Origin of the sequence: Mesorhizobium sp. M0590 (assembly GCF_040320905.1) — a bacterium.
In the GTDB taxonomy this organism is placed as follows: domain Bacteria; phylum Pseudomonadota; class Alphaproteobacteria; order Rhizobiales; family Rhizobiaceae; genus Mesorhizobium.
On the sequence record NZ_JAMYQN010000014.1, the window covers coordinates 85,312 to 105,215 of the forward strand.

Annotated in this window: 19 protein-coding genes, 1 tRNA gene and 1 pseudogene; 11 read left to right on the forward strand and 10 right to left on the reverse strand. The window is 61.9% G+C overall.

What is annotated here, in order from left to right:
* Positions 1-121: 121 nt before the first annotated feature.
* Both NKI52_RS22375 and NKI52_RS22380 read left to right on the forward strand, forming a co-directional pair.
* Positions 122-217 (forward strand) — tRNA-Sec (locus tag NKI52_RS22375).
* Between the two features lie 162 nt (positions 218-379).
* On the forward strand, positions 380-688 hold the full coding sequence (locus NKI52_RS22380) for a hypothetical protein (protein WP_352456088.1): 309 nt from the start codon (positions 380-382) through the stop codon (positions 686-688).
* A gap of 563 nt (positions 689-1,251) precedes the next feature.
* Here the strand turns inward: NKI52_RS22380 and NKI52_RS22385 are convergent.
* From NKI52_RS22385 to NKI52_RS22395, 3 genes are read right to left on the reverse strand one after another with little or no spacing between them, the layout of a single operon-like run.
* A complete protein-coding gene (locus tag NKI52_RS22385) occupies positions 1,252-2,124 on the reverse strand; it encodes a carbohydrate ABC transporter permease (protein ID WP_352644286.1) in 873 nt (290 codons plus the stop codon).
* Positions 2,121-3,011 carry a carbohydrate ABC transporter permease gene (locus NKI52_RS22390; RefSeq protein WP_352699612.1) on the reverse strand — a complete coding sequence of 297 codons (891 nt, stop codon included), beginning with the start codon at positions 3,009-3,011 and terminating at the stop codon, positions 2,121-2,123. The genes NKI52_RS22385 and NKI52_RS22390 overlap by 4 nt, the downstream gene beginning before the upstream one ends.
* Positions 3,012-3,054: 43 nt before the next feature.
* Positions 3,055-4,347 (reverse strand): ABC transporter substrate-binding protein, encoded by a 1,293-nt coding sequence (locus NKI52_RS22395; protein WP_352699614.1) that lies wholly within the window; start codon positions 4,345-4,347, stop codon positions 3,055-3,057.
* A gap of 326 nt (positions 4,348-4,673) precedes the next feature.
* Between NKI52_RS22395 and NKI52_RS22400 the strand changes: the two genes are divergently transcribed.
* The 7 genes from NKI52_RS22400 to NKI52_RS22430 are packed head-to-tail and all read left to right on the forward strand — an operon-like array spanning position 4,674 to position 10,946.
* Complete coding sequence (locus NKI52_RS22400; RefSeq protein ID WP_352699616.1) at positions 4,674-5,939, forward strand: extracellular solute-binding protein; 1,266 nt, start codon at positions 4,674-4,676, stop codon at positions 5,937-5,939.
* Positions 5,940-5,966: 27 nt separating this feature from the next.
* Entirely contained in the window at positions 5,967-6,899 is a 933-nt protein-coding gene (locus NKI52_RS22405) for a carbohydrate ABC transporter permease (RefSeq protein ID WP_352699618.1), read from the forward strand.
* On the forward strand, positions 6,896-7,735 hold the full coding sequence (locus NKI52_RS22410; protein WP_352699620.1) for a carbohydrate ABC transporter permease: 840 nt from the start codon (positions 6,896-6,898) through the stop codon (positions 7,733-7,735). Before NKI52_RS22405 ends, NKI52_RS22410 begins: the two co-directional genes overlap by 4 nt.
* Positions 7,732-8,472: a PIG-L deacetylase family protein gene (locus NKI52_RS22415; RefSeq protein WP_352699622.1), complete on the forward strand. Its 741-nt coding sequence runs from the start codon at positions 7,732-7,734 to the stop codon at positions 8,470-8,472. Before NKI52_RS22410 ends, NKI52_RS22415 begins: the two co-directional genes overlap by 4 nt.
* Positions 8,469-9,344: an ROK family protein gene (locus tag NKI52_RS22420; RefSeq protein ID WP_352699624.1), complete on the forward strand. Its 876-nt coding sequence runs from the start codon at positions 8,469-8,471 to the stop codon at positions 9,342-9,344. The genes NKI52_RS22415 and NKI52_RS22420 overlap by 4 nt, the downstream gene beginning before the upstream one ends.
* Positions 9,341-10,111, forward strand: coding sequence for a GntR family transcriptional regulator (locus NKI52_RS22425; RefSeq protein WP_352699626.1), 771 nt, complete (start codon positions 9,341-9,343; stop codon positions 10,109-10,111). The genes NKI52_RS22420 and NKI52_RS22425 overlap by 4 nt, the downstream gene beginning before the upstream one ends.
* A gap of 43 nt (positions 10,112-10,154) precedes the next feature.
* Positions 10,155-10,946, forward strand: a complete 792-nt coding sequence (locus NKI52_RS22430) for a sugar isomerase domain-containing protein (protein ID WP_352699628.1) — start codon at positions 10,155-10,157, stop codon at positions 10,944-10,946.
* Positions 10,947-10,970: 24 nt separating this feature from the next.
* Here NKI52_RS22430 and NKI52_RS22435 read toward each other — a convergent pair.
* The 3 genes and pseudogenes from NKI52_RS22435 to NKI52_RS22445 form a co-directional block, all read right to left on the reverse strand.
* Positions 10,971-11,636, reverse strand: a pseudogene (locus NKI52_RS22435) (IS5 family transposase); the annotation flags it as partial.
* Between the two features lie 157 nt (positions 11,637-11,793).
* Positions 11,794-12,222 (reverse strand): type II toxin-antitoxin system VapC family toxin, encoded by a 429-nt coding sequence (locus NKI52_RS22440; protein ID WP_352451707.1) that lies wholly within the window; start codon positions 12,220-12,222, stop codon positions 11,794-11,796.
* A complete protein-coding gene (locus NKI52_RS22445; protein ID WP_352699631.1) occupies positions 12,222-12,467 on the reverse strand; it encodes a type II toxin-antitoxin system VapB family antitoxin in 246 nt (81 codons plus the stop codon). The genes NKI52_RS22440 and NKI52_RS22445 overlap by 1 nt, the downstream gene beginning before the upstream one ends.
* Positions 12,468-12,869: 402 nt before the next feature.
* On the opposite strand from NKI52_RS22445, the gene NKI52_RS22450 reads away from it, so the two are divergent.
* Positions 12,870-13,118 carry a hypothetical protein gene (locus NKI52_RS22450; RefSeq protein ID WP_352699633.1) on the forward strand — a complete coding sequence of 83 codons (249 nt, stop codon included), beginning with the start codon at positions 12,870-12,872 and terminating at the stop codon, positions 13,116-13,118.
* Between the two features lie 100 nt (positions 13,119-13,218).
* On the opposite strand, the gene NKI52_RS22455 is transcribed toward NKI52_RS22450, so the two are convergent.
* The 4 genes from NKI52_RS22455 to NKI52_RS22470 form a co-directional block, all read right to left on the reverse strand.
* Positions 13,219-15,189: a CHASE2 domain-containing protein gene (locus tag NKI52_RS22455; protein WP_352699635.1), complete on the reverse strand. Its 1,971-nt coding sequence runs from the start codon at positions 15,187-15,189 to the stop codon at positions 13,219-13,221.
* 90 nt (positions 15,190-15,279) lie between these two features.
* Positions 15,280-16,104, reverse strand: coding sequence for a FecR family protein (locus tag NKI52_RS22460; protein WP_352699637.1), 825 nt, complete (start codon positions 16,102-16,104; stop codon positions 15,280-15,282).
* Positions 16,101-17,375, reverse strand: a complete 1,275-nt coding sequence (locus tag NKI52_RS22465; protein ID WP_352647362.1) for a tetratricopeptide repeat protein — start codon at positions 17,373-17,375, stop codon at positions 16,101-16,103. The genes NKI52_RS22460 and NKI52_RS22465 overlap by 4 nt, the downstream gene beginning before the upstream one ends.
* Before the next feature lie 489 nt (positions 17,376-17,864).
* Positions 17,865-19,052, reverse strand: a complete 1,188-nt coding sequence (locus tag NKI52_RS22470; RefSeq protein ID WP_352699639.1) for a magnesium transporter — start codon at positions 19,050-19,052, stop codon at positions 17,865-17,867.
* 426 nt (positions 19,053-19,478) lie between these two features.
* Between NKI52_RS22470 and NKI52_RS22475 the strand changes: the two genes are divergently transcribed.
* A complete protein-coding gene (locus NKI52_RS22475; protein ID WP_352699641.1) occupies positions 19,479-19,859 on the forward strand; it encodes a hypothetical protein in 381 nt (126 codons plus the stop codon).
* The last annotated feature ends 45 nt before the right edge of the window (positions 19,860-19,904 follow it).

Sequence of the window (19,904 nt, forward strand, 5' to 3'; positions counted from 1 at the left end):
CGAATTTCTCGATCGGCACGGCGTGACGCTGCGGCGGGGAGACTTGCGCCGTCTGAACAGGCGCAGGCTGGACCTGTTCCGCCTGACAGGCGAGGGTGAGCCGCCGATGGCGCAAATTTCTGGAGGAGCATCGTCCCCGGTGGGGCGTCCGGACTTCAAATCCGGGAGGGGCCGCGAGTCGGTCTCTGGTGGGTTCGACTCCCACTCTCTTCCGCCATCCTAGTGAGCCAAGATGAACCCGACGGCTTCCTTTCTGAATGACCTGAAAACGACGGCTGAGACCGCCAGGACAACCGAGGCAAGCTTCAGGCGACAAGCGGCCAATCAGATCGCGGTTCTGGAACAGGAGCGCGCTTTCGCCTTCAGGCGGCTCAACCTCATGCAGGCGATCTCGGACGCCGTGGCCTCAGCCGAAAGTGAGGAGATCGCCGTGGCCAGCGCTTTGGCCGTCCTGCGCTTGCGGCTCGGCTGGAATGCGGACAGCGAGGCGCGCACGGAAGCGATCACGCATTTTGGCCCCGTTGCGCTTGCGTTGTTCCAGGCTGCGAGGCTGCCCGAGGACGAACCCGCCACCAATATCGGCGAGGCCCTTGCGATTTTTGAGCATTGGTACTCCGAATCCCGGGGATCGCCGTTCTGGTTGCTATTCGAGCACCAGATCGTGGACACGCCGCTGGTCGACTTTTGACCGACGGACTTTTCGGCATACCCGGATGTGAAAGCAGAGAGCGCAACGTCGCTTTATTACCGACGACACGATGCGGTAACCGGCGCCTCGGTCACCGCCGCAAGCAGCTGCTTTGGGGGCGGACGCCGGAAGGCGTTCACTCCCATGACATAGGAGCCATATTCGAGCCTTATGTCGTCGAGGTTGACAAATTGACCGGCTACCTAGAGATCGCGCGCGCTCTCAAGCCAGGGGATATGTCACAGAACGAAAGGCGCTCGGCGCCAGGAACGGCGCGCAAGAAGACAGAGAGCAATCAGCAGGCGCCCGCGGAGCGCGGCAGCATGGCCATTCGCACTTCCTCTTTGGTGTCGAAACCCGGCAGAATCCGGCTAACTGAGCCAATGGTGCGTGGCATTTGGGCATTGACAGGCGATGTACGCGGAAAGGCGAGCTGGCCGACCATGCACCAGGACATAGGTGGTTGAGTTTGTTCGGTAAGTGACAACAACGTACGTCCGACGTTCACTTTGTGAGGCATTCGCATCAGATTCGCGACAAACAGATAGCCAGTGCCGCCGACGCTATCCCTTGACCGCCGAGCCGACGATCGAATCCACGAAGAACCGCTGCAGCAAGACGAAGAGCACCAGTGGCGGGAGCACGGCAAGCGTCGCGCCAGCCATCACCAGTCCCGTGTTGAGAGCGCCTCGATTGTAGCTGAGCAGGCGACTAAGGCTGATGACGATCGGATATTCGTGTGCATTGCCCTGTAGAACGGTCAGCGGCCAGAGATAGCTATTCCAGTGATAGACGAAGGCAAACAGCGCCAGTGCCGCGATTGCCGGCGCCACGCTCGGCGCGACGATCTTGAACAGGATCAGGAGTTCCGACGCCCCATCCATCCGTGCTGCGTCGATCAGATCGTCGGGCACGCCGGCTATGAACTGGCGCATCAGGAAAATGCCGAACGCATTGGCGAGATTGGGCACGATGATGCCGGCAAGGCTGGCGTTCAGGCCGATTGATCCGACGAGACGGTAAAGCGGGATCAGCGTGACGATCGGCGGCAGGAACATGGTGGCGATCAGCACCGAAAACAGCAGTGAGCGGCCGGGAAAGTGATGCTTGGCGAAAGCGTAGCCAGCCATCATGCTGGTGACCAGAATGCCGGCGGTGGTGATCGTGGCGATCACCAGCGAATTCCACATCGAGCGGCCGACATTGATGACGCCGGACACTTTCTCGTACGCTTCGAGGGTGGGCGTGCGCGGTATCCACACCGGCGGCACCTGCATGGTTTCGGCCGGCGTTTTCAGGCTGGAGAGCACCATCCACAACAGCGGGAAGGCGGAGGCCACGGCAACCAGCAGCATCAGCGTGGCGAGCAGCGCTCTGCGGCCCGCCAGGCGTTTGCGCGCCAACCGGCTCGATGCTGAGCGGCCCGGCGCGCTCATTCGTCATCCTTCCGGTTGGCGAATGCAAACAGCGCACACACAATGACGATCAGCGCCAGCATCAGCATCACTGCCATGGCCGAGCCCAGCCCGCCTTGTGCCCGCTCGATGCCGACTCGGCGGATATGGTAGGTCAGCACGTTGGTCGAGCCGACCGGCCCGCCTTGGGTGATCAGCGCCACCGGCTCGAACACCTGCACGGCGTTTATGATGGCAATGACGGCGCTGAACAAGAGCGTGCGGCTCAATAGCGGCAAGGTGATGAAGCGGAACTGTTCGCGCCGGTTGGCGCCGTCAAGCGTCGCCGCCTCGTAAAGACTGCCCGGGATCTGGGTCAGCCCGGCAACGGCCAGCACCGCAAAATAGCCGATCTGCTGCCAGACATTGAGGACGACGATCGAGATCAACGCCGATCTTGGCGAGGACAACCAGAGTTGCGGGCCGATGCCGGCGAGACCGAGCACCTGGTTGAGCGGCCCCTCGCTCGGCGAATAGAGCTTCGACCAGACCAGCGTCACGGCGATCATCGGCACCATGTAGGTGGAAAACAACACGGTCCGCAGCGCCGTGCCGCCTGCGACATCGCGCTGGTGGACCATCAAGCCGAACACTACCGAAAGGGGCAGGATGAGCATCACCGACAATGCCGTGTAGATGGCGGTGTTGAGCAGCGCTCGCTTGAAATCCCGCCCGACCGAGGTCGGCCCGAATATTTCGCGAAAATTGTCGAAGCCGATGAAGCTCGCATTGGAAAAAGGCGTCTGCGTCGACCAGTCCTGGAATGACAGCCAGATGGTGAGCAGCATCGGCAGCAGGATGAAAACGCCGATCACTGTCACGGCGGGCGCCAGCATGATGCCCGCCGAGGCACGATAGGTCTTGATCATCGCTCTGCTTCCAAAGCGTCGGGCTCTCGAAACAGCGCCTTCGCTATTTGGCGGCACGCTCCAGGATCGAGACGGCATCGGCCTGCGCGTTCGCCTGCGCATCCTTGGCCGAGAGCTGCCCATACTGCAACGCCTCGAGCGTCTGCTGCAGCGATTCGCTGAACTCCTGGCCGCCCGGGACGACAGGGAAGGGCTTGGCGTCGGCAAGCACGCTGACATAGCCGGACAGGAACTCGGAGCCGAGCTTGTCCTTATGGGCTTCGATGTCGGAGGTCCGCGTCGGCAGGATGCCCATCGACATCAGAATATCCGACATTGCCGATGCGCCGTTCTTGCCGGACTTCGGACTGTTCAGCCATACCAGGAAATCCCATGCCGCTTTTTGTTCGGCCTGACCGGCATTGGCGTTGACGACGGTCATCCATGAATAGGAGATCGAGTGCGGCTTGTCGCCGCTCGGACCGACCGGGATGGGTGCGGTGGCGATGTTGGAGAACTTGTCGCCCATGCCGCTCTTCAATGCGCTTTCCCACCAGTTGGCCATGATGATCATGCCGGTCTTGCCGGAGACGAAATTGTCTAGGAAGGGGCCGGTTGTGTTGGCGTCGGCCGTGGCCATCGCCGGATCGCTGGCGCCGGACTTGATCAGGTCCTCGTAAAGCTGGAAAGTCTCACCGGCTTGAGGACTGTCGAGCATCGGTTTGCCGTCCTTGACCAGCTCGCCGCCATTGGAGACCAGCAGCGAGGCGAAGGGATGGACGACGCCCGCCGCCCAGGAATTGATCATGCCGAAGCCTTGCTGGCCGGCATCTTTCCTGGTCAGCTTCTGGGCCGCATCCTTCAATTCGGACCAGGTCTTCGGCGCGGCTGTGATGCCAGCCTGCTTGAACAGCTCCTTGTTGTAGTTCAGCGCATAGACGTCGATCTCGTTTGGAATGCCGTAAAGCGTGGCGCCAACAGAGGCCGCACTGACGACACCGGCCCGCCACGCACTCTTGACCTCGCCGGCAACCGCATCGGGGGCCGGCGCGACCAGCTTGTCTCGCGCCAGTTCGGGCAGCCACAAATCATAGATGCCGGCGATCGTCGGCCCGTCCGAGCTGCCGCCCTGGGAACGCAGTGTCGTCAGGAGATCGCCGAAGGGGACGGCGCGCACGGTGACGGTCACATCCGGATTGCTCTTGGCGTAGTCCTTGGCCGCGGCGTCCAGCAAAGCGACCGTTTCGGGCGACCAGTGGGTCAGATAGGAGATGTTGACCGATTGGGCCCAACCAACGGTGGGCGAGGCCACCAACCCTGCAGCCAGTGCCAGTTTCGAAATCCAAGCCAAAGACATTCGACCCTCCGCATAGCCACACAGCAATGTCCATGACGTTATGACAACTTGAAGCAACGATGCAAGCGCTATCTTCGTGGAGAGCTCCTGCCGGTGTTGCGACGTTTTCTTACTGCGGTCCACAAAGCATGCGAGATTACTTTGTCAAAACAAATAATTAGCTGATACAGTTCGAGCTGATTCTCCCCTGCCGGCCATGCCCGACTTACTGCAAGGCACTTGCGGTCGAGATCATGTCGTTATAATGACATGAGAAAAGCTTATGACTGCCTCTCGGCTTTTGAACCGCCGTGGGAATGACAATCGACAAGAATGGGAGACTGAGTATGTTTTCAATTCATCGACGCGCCGCACTCGGCCTGATCGGCGGCTTTGCCGCAGTCTGCACCGGGGTCTTCACCGCACTGCCGGCAAAGGCTGACGACACCGTGACCCTGTGGAGTTGGCGCACCGAGGACGAGGCTGCGATGCGCCGCATCTTCGACGCCTTCGAGGCCAAGACTCCCGGCATTAAGGTCAACGTCCAGTTCACCCCCGACGCCGACTACCAGAACCGGCTGAGCACGGCGCTGCGTGGCGGCCGCGGGCCTGATATCGCCCAGCTCAAGGCTTACGGCGAACTGCAGCCGTTCATCGAGGGTGGCTATCTCGACGCGCTCGACGACAGCGTGCCGGAGCTGAAGAGCATGCCCGATAGCGCGCTGGGCGGCGCTCGTGGCCGCGCCGACGGCAAGATCTATGGCGTGCCCTATTCGGTGCCGATGATGGGTGTTTTCTACAATCAAGACATCTTCGCCGCCCAGGGCATCGAAATCCCCAAGACCTACAAAGATTTCGTCGCCGCCTGCGAGAAGCTGAAAGGGGCGGGGATAACGCCAATAGCCGCCGGCGGCGCCAACGGCTCCGCCTGGGCGCTGGAGATCGGCGTCGGCGTCGTCGGCCCGACCATCTATGGCCCGGGCTTCTACGACGAAATGATGAGCGGCAAGGCGACCTTCGAGGATCCGCGCTACGTGGCTGCCCTGAAACGCTATGCCGAGTTGAAACCGTATTTCCCCGACGGCTTTGCCGGGGTCGATTACACCACCTCGACACAGCAATTCATCGGCGGCAAGGCGGCCATGTTCTTCGGCGGCTCGTTCGAGAACGGCAGCTTCAAGGCGCAGAACCCGAAGCTGAAATTCTCGATCTTCCCGTTCCCCGCCGACGATCCTGCCACCAAGCTCTACACCTCGGCCTTTTCAGACGGCTCCTATGGTCTGGTCTCTGAAAGTACCAACAAGGAGGCAGCGATCAAGGTGCTCAACTTCATGGCTTCGGCCGAGTTCGCGCAGCTCTTCGCCGACGAGTTGGGCTGGCCGCCGGCCCGTACCGACGTCACCGTGAAAGACCCGGTACTCGCCACGATGATGGAGATGTCGAAGAATTCCACACCCTATCTGACGCTTGTCGGCTTCCGCTGGCAGACGCCTACGGCCTCCTCGATCCTGCAGTCCGAGATCATCGACATGGTCGAAGGCAACATCACGCCGCAGAAGCTGGCGGCCGACATGCAGGCCGCCGTCAGCAGCTGGTTCAAGCCGAAGCAGTAGGCCGTCACACCTGCGCAAGAGCAGCACATGATCGCCCGTCGCCGCAAAAGCAGCCTTCAGCGCACCCAGCAGCGCATGGCCGTGCTGTTCATCGTGCCGGCACTGGCCGTTTATGCGCTGTTTGTCCTTTATCCGCTGCTGATGTCGTTGTGGGGCAGCTTCTTCGTCTGGAGGGGCCTGCGCATGCTGGAGTTCGCCGGCCTGTCGAATTTTACCCGCCTGTTCGTTTTCCCGAGCGGTGGGCGGCTCTACGGAGCGCTCTGGCACAACATCGCCTGGTTCTTCGGCATCATGCTGTTCCAGAACGGCCTTGGTCTGCTGTTGGCCTGGCTGCTGTTCCTGCGCGCCAAAGGGGCGGCCTTCTTCCAGTCGGTCTTCTTCTTCCCGGCAGTGCTGAGCCCGGTCATCGTCGGCGCCCTGTGGCGGCTGCTGCTGGCGCCCGGCGGCACCATCGAATGGATGCTCAACGGCCTTGGCCTGCATCAAGGCAGTCTGACGGTTCTCGGCAACAGCCACACGGCACTCGTGATGCTGATCGCCGTCGACGCCTGGAACTGGATGGGCCTGCCGGTGCTGATCTACACCGCCGGCCTCAGGCAGATTTCGTCCCAGATATTCGAGGCTGCCAGGCTGGATGGCGCCGGCAGCGGGCGCATGCTGGTCTCGGTTGCCCTGCCTTTGCTGATGCCGGCCGTCGGCACGTTGACGACGCTGTCATTCATCAACACCTTCAACCAGTTCGACATCGTCTATGTCATGCAAGGCGTGCAGGGCAATCCGAGCTATTCCACAGACACGCTGGTGACCTATTTCTACCGGCTCGCTTTCGGCGCCGAAGGCGCGGTCGGTATCACCGATATAGGCCTGGCGCTGGCGCTCGGCACGCTGCTGTTCCTGATCCTGAGCATCGGCACGCTTTTGATGTTGCGCTTCTTCGACCGCCGCACGGTGCAATTGTGAACACGCTCGCCATCCCTCAACAGCTCGCACGGCTGCCCGGCTGGACGGCGCTGGTTGTGTGGACCGCAGCGGTGCTGCTGCCGCTCTATATTCTCGTCATCTCCTGTTTCAAGACCACGGCGGAGATCTACGACAACAGGCTCGGCCTGCCGCAAAGCTGGGCCTTCGACAATTTCGTGGCGGCCTGGACGCGCGCCGATCTCGGCCAGAATTTCGTCAACAGCCTGATCGTCACCGCCGGTGCGGTGCTCCTGACGATTGTCGTGTCGGCAATGGCCGCCTATCCGCTGAGCCGCTACCGGCTGGGATGGAACGGCATCATGCTCGGCCTGTTCCTGGCCGGCATCATGCTGCCGATCCGGCTTGCCTCGGTGGAGCTGTTCACGCTGATGCGCAACCTTGGCCTGCTCGATTCGCTGGCCGGCCTGATCCTCGTCTATTCGGCGATCCGCATTCCCTTCGCCGTCTTCATCTTCGCAAACTTCATGCGGGTGCTGCCGTCCGAGCTCGACGAGGCGGCGCGCATGGATGGGGCCGGCGAGGCGCGCATCCTGTTCCAGATCGTGCTGCCAATGGTGAAGCCAGCCGTATCGATCGTTGCCATCTTCACCGCTATCGCCGTCTGGAACGACTTCTTCTTCCCGCTGATCTTCATTTTCGACGACCGCTACAAGACTGTTCCGCTGGCGATCAGCGTGTTTGTCGGCCAGTTCCGCACGGATTGGGGCCTGGTGTACGCCTCGCTTGCCATCTCCATGGCGCCCATCCTGATCATGTACTGTCTGCTTGCCCGCCAGATTCGCGAGGGCGTTGGCTCTGGGGGAGGCGCGAAATGATCGAGGATAAGGTCTATGCCGCACGCTCGATCCTGGTCGTCGGAGCGCACGCCTTCGATGCCGAGGTGATTGCCGGTCCACTGGCGGCGACGGTGGTGCAAGGCGGTGCCGAAGTCACCTTCCTGCATCTCAGCATGGGCGAGCAGGGCCATCCAAGCCTCGCCCCCGAGCACTATTGCGTCCAGAAGGAGGAGGAGGCCGCAAAGGCCGCAGCCAGGCTCGGCGTTGCCATGCGCAGTCTCGGGCTGCACGACGCCTTCTTGCCTTGCGACGACGAGACGGCGCTCAAGGTTTGCGATGTTGTGCGCGAGTTGAAGCCGCAAATCGTCATCACCCACTGGCATGGCAGCTGGCACAAGGACCATCGCGCCGCGGCCCGACTGACACAGACCGGTATTTTTTTTGCGGCATTGCCAACGCTGAAGCGCGACCATGGCGCATACACGCCGCAACTGCTGCTGTTCGGCGAGAACTGGGAGGACGACGAGGGCTTTCGTGCCGAGCATCTCGTCGATGTCAGTGACGGCTTCGAGGCCTGGAGCGAGGCGGTGCAGGAATACGAACTTGCACGTGGCTTGAGCAGTTTCCCCTATGTCGATTATTACAGCGCACTTTATCGGCTGCGCGGCTGCCTGCGCGGCACGCGCTACGCGCAGGGTTTTGTGGCAGCGTCGCAATCCTGGCATGCCGGCAGCGGGCTGTTCGCGCCGGCTGCCAATCGGAGCCGCTCTCGATGACACGCGTTCTGGCCATCGATCTTGGCGGCACCAATTTGCGCGCCGCAATCCATACCGGCGATGTTCGCTGGCTGGAGATGCTGAGCCGCGAGCCTGCGCCGGCAAGCCTTGATGCCTTCGTCGCCCGAATCGGTGCCTTGCGCGCCGAGGCCGGTCCGGTCGAGGCACTTGGCCTGGCGGTGCCGGGGCTTGTCGAGGGCTCGATCTGCCGCTGGGTTCCGAACCTGCCCTATTTCGATGGTGTCGACGTCGCGACCTTGTTTCCTCGTCTGCCTGTTGCCATTGGCAACGATGCGCAGATCGCCATGCTGGCCGAGGCGGTCGAAGGTGCCGCAAAAGGCCTGTCCGATGCCATCCTGCTGGCGATCGGCACCGGCATCGGCTCCGCCGTTCTGGCCAACAACCGCATCGTTGCAGGCGCACGTGGCGGCGCCTGCTCATTCGGCTGGGCCTGCGCCGACATCGAGGATGAAGGCGAGGACCGCAGCGGCTGGCTGGAGCGCTTCGCTTCCGGGCGGGCGTTCGACGCCGCGGCGCGCCAGATCGGGCTGGCCAATGGCGGCAGGCTGGTCGAGGCGGCCCGGGGTGGCAAGACGGCCGCACTTGACGCATTGGAGCTGCCGGCGCGCCGGCTGGGCACTGCCTTGGCGGGTGCGGTCGCGCTGCTTGACACCCAGGCGGTCCTGATTTCCGGCGGCCTTGCCGATGCGCTGGACGTGGTAGGGCCGCCGCTGCTTTCGGCTTTGCAGCGTCATCTGCCGCCGCATCTGCGCGATGTCGTTCTGCGGCCCGGCGAATTCGGTTCCCGCGCCGGTCTCGTCGGCGCCTCGCTGGCCGGTCTCGCCGGAGCACAGTGGAGGCAGATTAGATGAGCCAAGCGAGCTTTCAGCTGCCCGACCGCCGAAGGCCCGAGCCGCTCTGGTATCAGGTGGAAGAGGCCATCCGCGCCATCGTCAAGAGTGGCGAGTGGGCGACTGGTGACCAGATTCCGGCCGAAGACAGACTGTGCGCCCTGTTCGGGGTGAGCCGCATCACGCTGCGCCACGCGCTGCGCAATCTGGAGGAGCACGGGCTGCTCAGGCGCGAACATGGCCGTGGCACCTTCGTGCGCTCCACCACGCTGGTCGCCGGCACCCGCGAACTCACCAGCTTCACGCAGGAAATGGGCAATATGGGCGTGGTCGCCGGCTCGCGCTTGCTCGACTGCAGCCTGACCACCGCCAATGCCGCTGCGGCCGGAGCGCTGGAGATCGAGGAGGGCGACCCGGTGGTGCGCATCCGGCGGCTCAGGCTCGGCAACAACGAACCGATCGGTATTCAGACTGCGCAACTCTCGGCCGCGCGCGTGCCCGGCTTTCTCGACGCCGGCCTGTTGCAGGGCTCGCTCTACGAAGCGTTGGAAGGCCATTACGGTATCGTGCCGGTCGCGGCACGCGAAAACTACCGTGTCGGCGCGGTCGGGGCGGCGGATGCCGAGTTGCTCGATCTGCCTGCGGGGAGTCCCGCTTTCGTGGTCGAGCGCATCACCACCGACGATCGCGGCCCGTTCGAATTCACCGTCTCGGTGATGCGGGGCGACCGCTATGAAATCCGCTCGACGCTGCGCGCCGGCCGCGCCCCGCCAAACGCACGAAGCTGAGCCATTGCCGAAGCCGACACATAACAATAACAGGAGTACCGACGTGTCCGATCTCTACATACCCCGCCTCGCCGCTCTGATCGAACTGGCCTCGAAAGCCAATGCCGAAGCCTTTGGCGAGGCGGCCAGCCGCTTTGCCGACACGCTCGAGAGCGGCGGGTTGGTTCATCTTTACGGCTCGGGCCACTCGGTGTTGCCGGTCCAGGAAGTGTTTCCGCGCTACGGCAGCTATGTCGGCTTCAATCCGCTGACCGACCCGCGCGTCATGTGGCACAACGTGCTCGGCGCCGGCGGCGTGCGCGAACTTCTGTGGCTGGAGCGGACCGAGAAATACGCCGAGAAATTCCTCGACCACCAGCCGCTGAACAAAGGCGATTCGATCATCATCTTTGGCCACAGCGGCCGCAATTCGTCCGGCATCGACACCGCGCTTTATGCGAAAAAACGCGGCATCTTCGTCGTTGCGATAACTAGCAAGAACAATCTCGACAAGCCGGCGACGCACTCTTCCGGCAAACGGCTTGGCGATGCCGCCGACCTTGTCATCGACACCTGCTCGCCGATCGAGGATGCCATCGTGCCGGTCGAGGGCTGGAGCCGGCCGGTCTCCGGTTCGTCGACCGTGCTTGCCATGATCCTGGCGCATGAGCTGATCGCCCGCACCGCCGAGGCGCTTTCGAAACGCGGCATCGAACTGCCGGTTTTTGCCTCGCCGACAATTGCCGGCGTCACACTGCACGACACCGACGTCATCTATGGCGTCTATCGCGAGAAAATGCTCGAGGCACAGAAGAAGCACCTGCCGACCTTCCAGGCGACCATGCGCGGCGAATGACAACCGGGGAGGGCACGCAAAACGCTAGGACGTGGACTCATCACCGCGTAGCCAGATGCGAGTTGAGACGAGTTTCAGGGCAGCAAGGTAGTTTTCTGCCAGCTTGTCATATCGAGTTGCGATGCGACGGAACTGCTTGGCCTTGTTGAAGAAGCGTTCGACGAGGTTGCGGGCCCTGTAGAGGAAGGGGCTGAAGCACATCGGGTCCTTGCGGTTGGCCTTGGGCGGGATGTTGGCCCATGCCTTTTGCTCGGTGACGGCATTGCGCAAGGCGTTGGCATCATAGCCCTTGTCGGCGAGCAGCATGGCACCCTCGGGCAAATCCTTGATCAAGTCCGCTGCGTAGGCGATGTCACTCATTTGACCTGCCGTGAGCGTCAGCTTGATCGGCCTGCCTTCGGCGTCGACAAGAGCATGGATTTTGGTCGTCAGCCCGCCTCGGGAACGACCGAGACAATGATCCCGATTCCCCTTTTTGCCGTCGCACCCTGCTGATGGACGCGAACAATGGAGGTATCGATCATCTGCACCGTTGCATCATGGGCTTTGGTGATGCCATGCATGAGGCGGTCACACACACCTGCTTTCCGCCATCGAACGAAGCGATTGTAGCAGGTGGTGGTGGGCCGTATCGCCCCTTGGCAGATCGCGGCATGGCACACCCGATCGCAGCACCCAGAAGATGCCGTCTGCCCGCTGTGCCTGGACGGTGATCGTGCCGAAGAAAACCAGTGCTGCAGCGAACGTTCCTCGTAATATTGCCTTTAGCCATGAAAGACGACGATTCGCCCAAAGCATGCAAAAGGGCCCATCGGCCCTCGCGCCGCGATGCAAGGCCTGGAAAGCCTTACGCCAGATCAGTTTGTGAAAAGTCATTGCCCTTGTAAAGCAGGGCAAGCCGGTGAGCCTTCGCGCAAGCATAGGCAAAACAATCGCCGAAATTGAGATCGGCTTTGTGCCCGACTGCTTTGCCGTATTTCATGCTGGCTTCGATCGCCCGGTCGCCGATGTCGCCGGATATCATGATTTCCTTGCCGGCGATCTCGATCAAAAAGGCGTCGACGGTATCACGGGCTTGCGCCAGCATGTCGGCCGTGGGCTTGGCGTTCTTTTTGATGGCTTCGGCCGATGCTCGCGCGAGACCCTGGACTGCCTCGAACCGGACGAGCGGGGAGATATACAGCGGCTTGGTCGCGGCCGCGAGCCGCTTTTCCAGTTCTTCCGCGCCAGGTTCCTCGTTCAGGATGGCAACGATCACCGAGGCATCGACGAACATCAGTCGTCGCCCCACATTTCGTCGGTGAATTTCTTCATATCGAAATCAGGGTTGGCCGGCCCGATCCGCCGCGCCATTTCCTTGACTTTGGCAAGTCTCTCGCGCAGCGGGACGCTGCCGCGGTTGCGCTCGATCTCGTGACGCAAGGCGGTTCTGACGGCCTCGGTCTTGCTGCGCGCGTTGGTAATGTGCTGCAGTTCGACGGCCATGGCATCGACGTCGGGATCGCGAATGAAGAGCGGCATTTTGTATATCCTCATGAGTGATATATGTATATCATACTGGAGATATACTCGCCAGCGAATTCGCGAGCGGCGGTTTTGATAAGGAGGGGAGGGAGGAAGGCAGCTCGCGAAAATCCGTCGGGAGGGTCGGTTCTGGTGCTCAGTCCTTGGAATTGCTCGGCGTCTGAAACACGTCGCTCCGGCCATGTCACTGTCAACGCCCACATGCCCAAGGCGTATCGACGTTACGTGCGCCGACGCATGCGCATCCCAACATCCGCGGCGACCGATTGATGTCGATAGACCGCCCACACGCCCGACGAGGTCAGCGCCAGCTGCATCGATTGCGTCAGGTTCATAACGGCCATAATCCCGGCCCAGCGAACTCTCTCGTTAGGGCAGCTCGGGGAGTGCTACCGCTGGATGCTCTTGGGAACATCCCGAGCGCATGATCCGGCGGCGAGGATAAACAATCTGAACCACGCGCTGCCTCCACATGATGGCGCCGGCGAACTCAACGAAGCCGTGCTGCCATTCGTGGTGAACTGGATAACACGGCCTATCTTCTCGCTCGAAAATTCGGCGGCCTCGACAATCATTGCCGGGGTTACCTCGACCGATCCCTTCGCCGTCTATCCGCGTCTCATCGGCTGTCGCGCTGATCCGGATTGACAGCCACCCGCAATTAAAGGGCCGTTTGATGACACCTAGGCCTCCCCAGCAGTATTAGTTCACAAAGCAGGTCGGCACCCCTGCGATCCGCTGGATCCGGTCAGCGTGTGCTTCGGGTTCGGGGTGCAAGATCAGGCGGTGCCATTTGCACGGATGGCGGCGAACCAACCACCACGGCAGGGGCGCCAGATTGCTCACCACGTTGGCTGTCTACTTCGCGGCTCATACTTTGGTGAGCAGCTTGCATCTCCGGAACGGTGAAAACCGGCACCTCGCCCTTGAAACCCTGGAGTTCAAAGGCGCCCGCCTGGACGACCGGCATCGGCGCTCCTGCCGCAAAGCCGGGACCAAGCACCAGGGGGATGCCCAGCTTCTTGGTCGTCGACTCGAGCCGAGCCGTGCGGTTCACCGGAGAGCCGATCGCGGTGTAATCGAAACGCCGTTCGGAGCCGAAATTGCCTACCGAGCAGATGCCCGTCTCGATGGCGACGCCGATTTCGATGGAGGGATGGCCGTCCGCGCTGAAGGCGGCGTCTTCACGCTTCACCCGCTCGATCAGGGCAAGCCCCGCGTCGAGCGCGCGCTTGCGATGGTCCGGCTGATCAAGCGGCGCGTTCCAGAAGGCGAGCACCGCATCGCCCATGAACTTGTCGATGGTGCCGTCGCGCTTGAGGATCTCATCGGTCGCAATGCCGAGGAAGTGGTTGACCACCTTGGCGATTTCCTGGGTATCGAGCTGTTCGCTCATCGTCGTGAAGCCGCGTATGTCGCTGAGCAGAATTGTGATCTCGCGCTTCTCGCCGGACAGGATCGCTTCGGTGTCCGAGCTTGCGAGGCGCTGCACCACGGAAGGCGATAGATACTGGGAGAATTGCCGTGCCAGGGTGGACCGGCGCTGCTCGCTGCGCCTGTAGAGGACATACCCTTCGAAGCCGGCTACCAGGATCGTCGCCAGCGCCGGCTGCAGCGGGTCATAGAGTTTACCCTGCAGGCTGTATTCGAGAGCGCCGAACACGAACGGCGTGACGGCCAGCAGCACGAGAGCCAGGGCACCAAGCACGACACGCTCGGCGAGCACTCCGGAAAGCCCGATGAAAACGATGGCGCTGAGGACAAACCAGAGCCGCTCGAGCATGCGCGCGTGCATTGGCTCTGCAAGGTAGCGCCCGGCAAGCAACTGGGCGATTGCATCGGCGTGGATGTCCGCCCCTGGTCGCGCTGGACGCGTCGGGGTGGGCAGATACTGCGTCAGTCCCACGGCCGACAGATCGACAATGGCGATGGCCTCACGCAGCCGCGGATCACTGTCGCCCGAAAGGATAGTGCTGGCAGACAGGCGGGGCGTATCGGTGTTGGTTTCCCAGAGGCGGATGCTCCCCTCCGGCTCGAGCGGCACGATGGCGCCGGCCATCCTGAGTGCGTCGAACCCGGCAGCATTCATCCGGGCTATGTAGCCGTCCTGTCCGGCATAAAGGCGCAGGAGCTCGAGTGCGAAGGACGGCCACAGCTGCACGCCTTGAGCGGTGTTGCGAAGCCACAGCAGCGGCACATGGCGCAGTACGCCGTCGGGATCGGGCAAGGTGCGAATCACGCCGAGGCCCGCGGCGGCGTTCGAGAATTCGGCAAGCGAGCCGGTCAGGCCGGTGAAGCCGGGAAGTGTGTCGGGTACCTGCCCGACGATCGACCAGCCGGCTTTGGGTTCTGCTTCTGAAACCGTCGCCTCATTGCCTAGGCTGACGGCAAGCGCCGTTCGATTTTTGGCCAGCGCCGCTGCCAGGCGCTTGTCTCCGGCTATGCCCTCAGGCGAGGTGTCGGCCTCGGGCAGTACCAGCGCAAGCCCGACCACCGCCGCGCCGGATTCGGTGATGCCATCGACCAGATCGGCCAAGAGGCCACGGTTCCAGGGCCATCGCCCATGTGCCTTGAGGCTGGCGTCGTCTATCGAGACGATCACGACAGGATTGCTCGTCGCCTGGCGTGGGGCGAGAAACTGGTAGAAGTCGTACGTCCGCTCACGCAGGCGCGACAACGGCCCGTCAAAAGCCAAATGGCAAGCGAGCAGCAGGAGCACGACCACAAGGCCGGATATTTTGCGCCTGCCAGCTTGCCGCCAATCAGCCCAGCGCCAACCGACCAAGAGGCTCATGTCGTGCGGCCAGGCCTAATTGCAGTAGTAGCAGCAACCCTCACCCTCACACTCGCCCTTATTCACGCCGCCGCCCACAGGTGGCGTTGGGGTGTCGGGGAACTCCATGACCACTCCTGGCAATGCGCCGTCCGTGGACTCGCAGACTTTGAGCGAGCCGCCGAGTGCCGACGCACAAATCGCGCTTACGTCCAATCCAGGACCCGGTGCGCCTGGCAGGCCGGTGCCGGCTATCCGGTCGATGCTGTCCAATATCGGGAAGGTGTCGATTCCGCCGTAGCCGGTCAGCAGCTTGCCATCTTCCGATGTGCAGGCGTAGCCCGGGTTTGTGATGACCAGCCGTTTGCCATTGATCGTGCAGGTCATACGGCCGGCGCGCAGTATGCCGACGGTCTGGCCGGCTGCCACCAGCACTTCGATGATGCCGCCTCTGGCTCCGAGCACCATGTGCGGCGTCGCAACCTGCATGACGCCCCCTTTCGAAACCTGGCCACCATAAAAACGGGCCAGGCCGCTGTTCATCCCGATGTCGATCTTTCCCGATCCGGAGCCCGGATTGTAGACGAACTCGTCGATCGTCAGGCTGGTGTTCGGACCAATCTTGGCGCTCGATTCGTCCCGGAACACCAGCATTCCAAGACCGGTGGGATTGCTGCGCAGCTGGTCGCCGAGTTCGACGCCGGCACCAACGTTCATTGTCCCGCCGTTGTTGCGGACGATGTTGGTCTGATAGGCCGTCATCGACCCGACCGTCTCAGCGGCGGATGGTGCCGCGAAGGCAAGGCAGGCGATAAAAATGGCGATCTGACGGTACGGGGTCCTCATCGCGGCCTCTTTCAATTGAGCGTCAACGTATAGCTCATCAGCATTTCGAACGATTTTCGGTCGCGGTTGGCGATGTCGAAGTTGGTTTCGCGATAGGCGAGATCGACGCTGATCTTCTGCGCCTCCGTCAGCTGAAAATCGCTTTCCGAGGCAATGCGCCAGAAGTCGCTCTTGATATTTGTGCCGATGCCGACAGACAGATCGGGAGTGTCGCTGTGGCCGGCCGAGAAGGCGATCTGGTGCGACCATGCGAAAAGATCCGGTACGTTCATCAACAGGCCGCCATAGCGGACCTCGCCCGTGTAGCTGCGGCCGATTTCGCCAGATCCGGAAGCGAAGTCATTCGAGCCGACAAAGCGCAGTCCGAGCGCCTGGCCATTGCGGAAGCGGTAGCTGCCGCCTGCCTCATAGAAGACCCTGCTATCGGCGAAAATGCCTTGCGAGGGGCTTAGATCGATGTAGCCGCCGCCTGCGAAAAGCGTCGTCTCGACCGTCGGGCGCACAAGAAAGCGCCCACTGACGCCGACGCCGGTTTCGTGGATATCGCTGTCGAAGCGATCTGTAACGGTGAACGCGGAAAGCAGCAGGCGCAGCGAATCGATCCCACTGTTGGGTAGCCCCTTGTCCCAGGTGATCGCGGCGTTGCCGTGGATGAAGGTCTCCTCGCTACCCGGAGCCGACAGGTCTTCCGTGAAAAAGCGCTGTGTCGCAGTCAACGACCCCGAAAGGACGAGAGCGTCGGCGCTTGGCGTGCCGAGGTCCCACCGGACAAAGCCTTCCGCCCGCCCATAGGGCGAGACGAAGCTGTCGTCGTCTTGCGCCCCGCCGGGCTCAAAATCAGTAAATGCGCTGAACACGCCGCCGGTCAGGGCGAGTTCCCAGGTGACGCCACGCAACGCGCGCTCGATGCGGGCGAGCAGGCGAACAGCTTCCTGCTGCTCACTTGCGGTCAGGCCGCCGACTTCGATGCCGTACTGCACCTGCCGCCGGGCCAATTCATAGGAGCCGACATGATAGTACAATCGGCTGGCCGCCAGGCGGGCGCGCGCATCGCGGGGATATTTGATCAGATACTGCTCGATTGAGGAGATCGCCTGATCGTATTGTCCCGCGTTGACGGCAACTGTGACGAACTGGGCGAGCGTTCCGTTGTCGGCCGGACTGGCGATGCGGGCCGAAAACGCATCGTCATATGCCGTAAAAAGACCTTGTGCGCCGGCCGGCAATACGCCGGTACAAAGCAGCGCTGCGGCGCAGCCGAAGATCGTTCGAAACGAAGATTGCATGCCGAGAACCCACCCCAAACCCGACTAGTGCGAAGGACTTAGCACGACCACAAGAAAAAGGCGACTGAACGGTCGCCAGACCATGCGAGTCTCAGCAGCTGTTGCAGCTGCGCAACAAACCATCGGATTTATTCGTATTTCGGCTGCGCTGGTTATCAAAACATCTTCTCAGCGTTGCTGTAACAATTGAAGTATTCGGCATCAGCGGCAACTAACTCAAATCGTCAGCAGTCGTGGATCGCACGGCCGACAAGATTAATATTGTTTGCGCGGTTCTGCGCGTATCTGGTCACCGAATGAGCCATCAAGGTCACCCACGGCTCATCCAAAGGTCTTCCGTGGCGTTGCGCAAGCGGTCGGAGAGCTGCCGCGAGGTGCTTCTCACGACGCGTTCGCGATGCGGCACGGCTCTTGCTATTTCGTTGGACGCGACGAGGTCAGCTTATAGGAACCCCATCTCCCCATGGACGCGTCACCGGACGCGCCTTGCTACAGCACGAGCATGGTGGCCAGCCCCAGCATCAGGCCCATGCCTACGATATCGGTCACGGTGGTGAGAAAGATCGCCGAAGCGACCGCCGGATCGGCGCCGACCCGGCGCAGGCCCAGCGGGATCAGCACGCCGGAGATTCCGGACATGAGGCACGATCCGGACATGGCGAGCAGGATCACAAGTGCCAGCATGGGCGCCTGGGCCGCCGACTCCGGTTGCCGCGACGCGTAGAACCACATCGCCGCAGCCGCCACAAGACCGACGAGCACGCCGTTGGCGATCCCGAGCGCGCCCTCCCTCATCACCAGGTGCAGCTTCGGTCGTTTGTCCACATCCCCCAGGGCAAGGCCACGCAGCGTCATAGCCAGTGCCTGGCAGCCGGTGTTTCCGCTCTGCCCGGCCAAGACCGGGAGGAACGCCGCCAAGGCGACGATCTTCTCGATCGTGCCTGTGAACGAACTGACCACGAAAGCGGCCATGAAGGCCGTCAGCAGGTTCAGCTGCAGCCACGGATGACGCTTCAAGAAGGCTGAAAACAGCGGCGTAAAAGAACGCTCCTCTTTCTGGACGCCCACCATCTGGCCAGACTGGGCGGAAATCTCAATGATTTGCTGTTCGAACAGCCGCCAGCCGCGGACCTGCCCGAGCAGCCGGTTCTCCGCGTCCACCACGGGATAGACAGGGTAGTGACGGCGTACCGCCGCCTTGCAGGCGTCGCTCAAAGACAGACCGACGTTAAGGGCGAACGGCCTGGGCAGCATGATCTGATCGACCATCGCGTCCGGTTCGCTCAGCATCAGATCGCGCAGGACCACCAGGCCAACCAGCTTATCGCCGCCCTCCGTGACGTAGAGATAAGTGAGCTCGGTCGGCACCTGGGTGCGTCTGACGGCCTCCACCGCGGCGGCTATCGTCGTGCCGACAGGAACGCTGGCGGGAATCGGGTCCATCAGTTCGACGAGCGACTCAGGGATCGCAAGGTCCTTGCCACCGGCATCAGGCTTGACAGGCCGCATATGCGGCGGCAAATGCTCCGCCACCTTACGGGCGTGCCTGTCCGGCAACAACTTTAGTGTGTCCCGGATGAACTCGGGAGATTCTCGGGCCAGCAATTCAGCCGCGTCGTCGGGTGCTCGAGCACGCAGCGTGCGCACCAACTTCTGAACGTCGTTCTCTTCCTTCATCTGCCGCCGCCCCCAAATTGCTAGTGTCTTGCCTCTGACAGTATGACACGGATCGGATCGCTCTGTCTGGCGCGCAGTGGCCCAAGCGCCTCGATCCCGATATCTTCGCCTCTCGGGCCCGAGTGGACCGAACCCAGACAGATCTGCGTCATTGCGTGGGTGCATACAGGCGGGCTGTAACGTCAGAGTGTCGCCGAGAATTTGACGTGTTGCGAACTTCACCGGTCTTTTGGGCTTTGCGAGCACGCCGCACCCATGAAACTTAAACCCGGAAATTCTGCAGAGGCAGGCTCTCCGGCGTTCGAATTGATTGCCTCATCCGGCGCATCTTGCCAGTTTCACCAGCTATTGACGCCACGGCCGGTTAATATCTGCGACTGCTTGCACAGAAGGATGTGGAGCACGAGCTCCTTCGAGGACGATTTCATGACGGTCTTGCACCAAGGCAAAAACTTCGGCAAGTTCGTTGCGTCTTGGGAGAGGGCAACAACAATGAAATTAGCTTGCGTAGGCATGATGCCGGTCGCGGCAATGGTGATTTGCGCAAACTCGTTCGTTCCAACCGCCGCCCGCGCTAACTCGGTTGCCTTCGATTATGGATATCAGATGGCGGCTTATTTGTTTTGCTCTCAATCGATCTATAACGACAGACGTTTTGGCGACTTTCTTGTTGAGGGTGGGAAGTATGACAAAACGAAAGAGTACAATCGTGGCGTTGCCGCTCTGAAAGCCGGGCTCAAAGGCCCCCACCCTAGGAAAGTGTGCTTCGATGCCGCCCGCGCCAGCGGTTGGTGGACCGACCGCTGACGGCTTTCGAACTCGGTCTTTAGTTGGTTGCTTATCGGCTTCGGC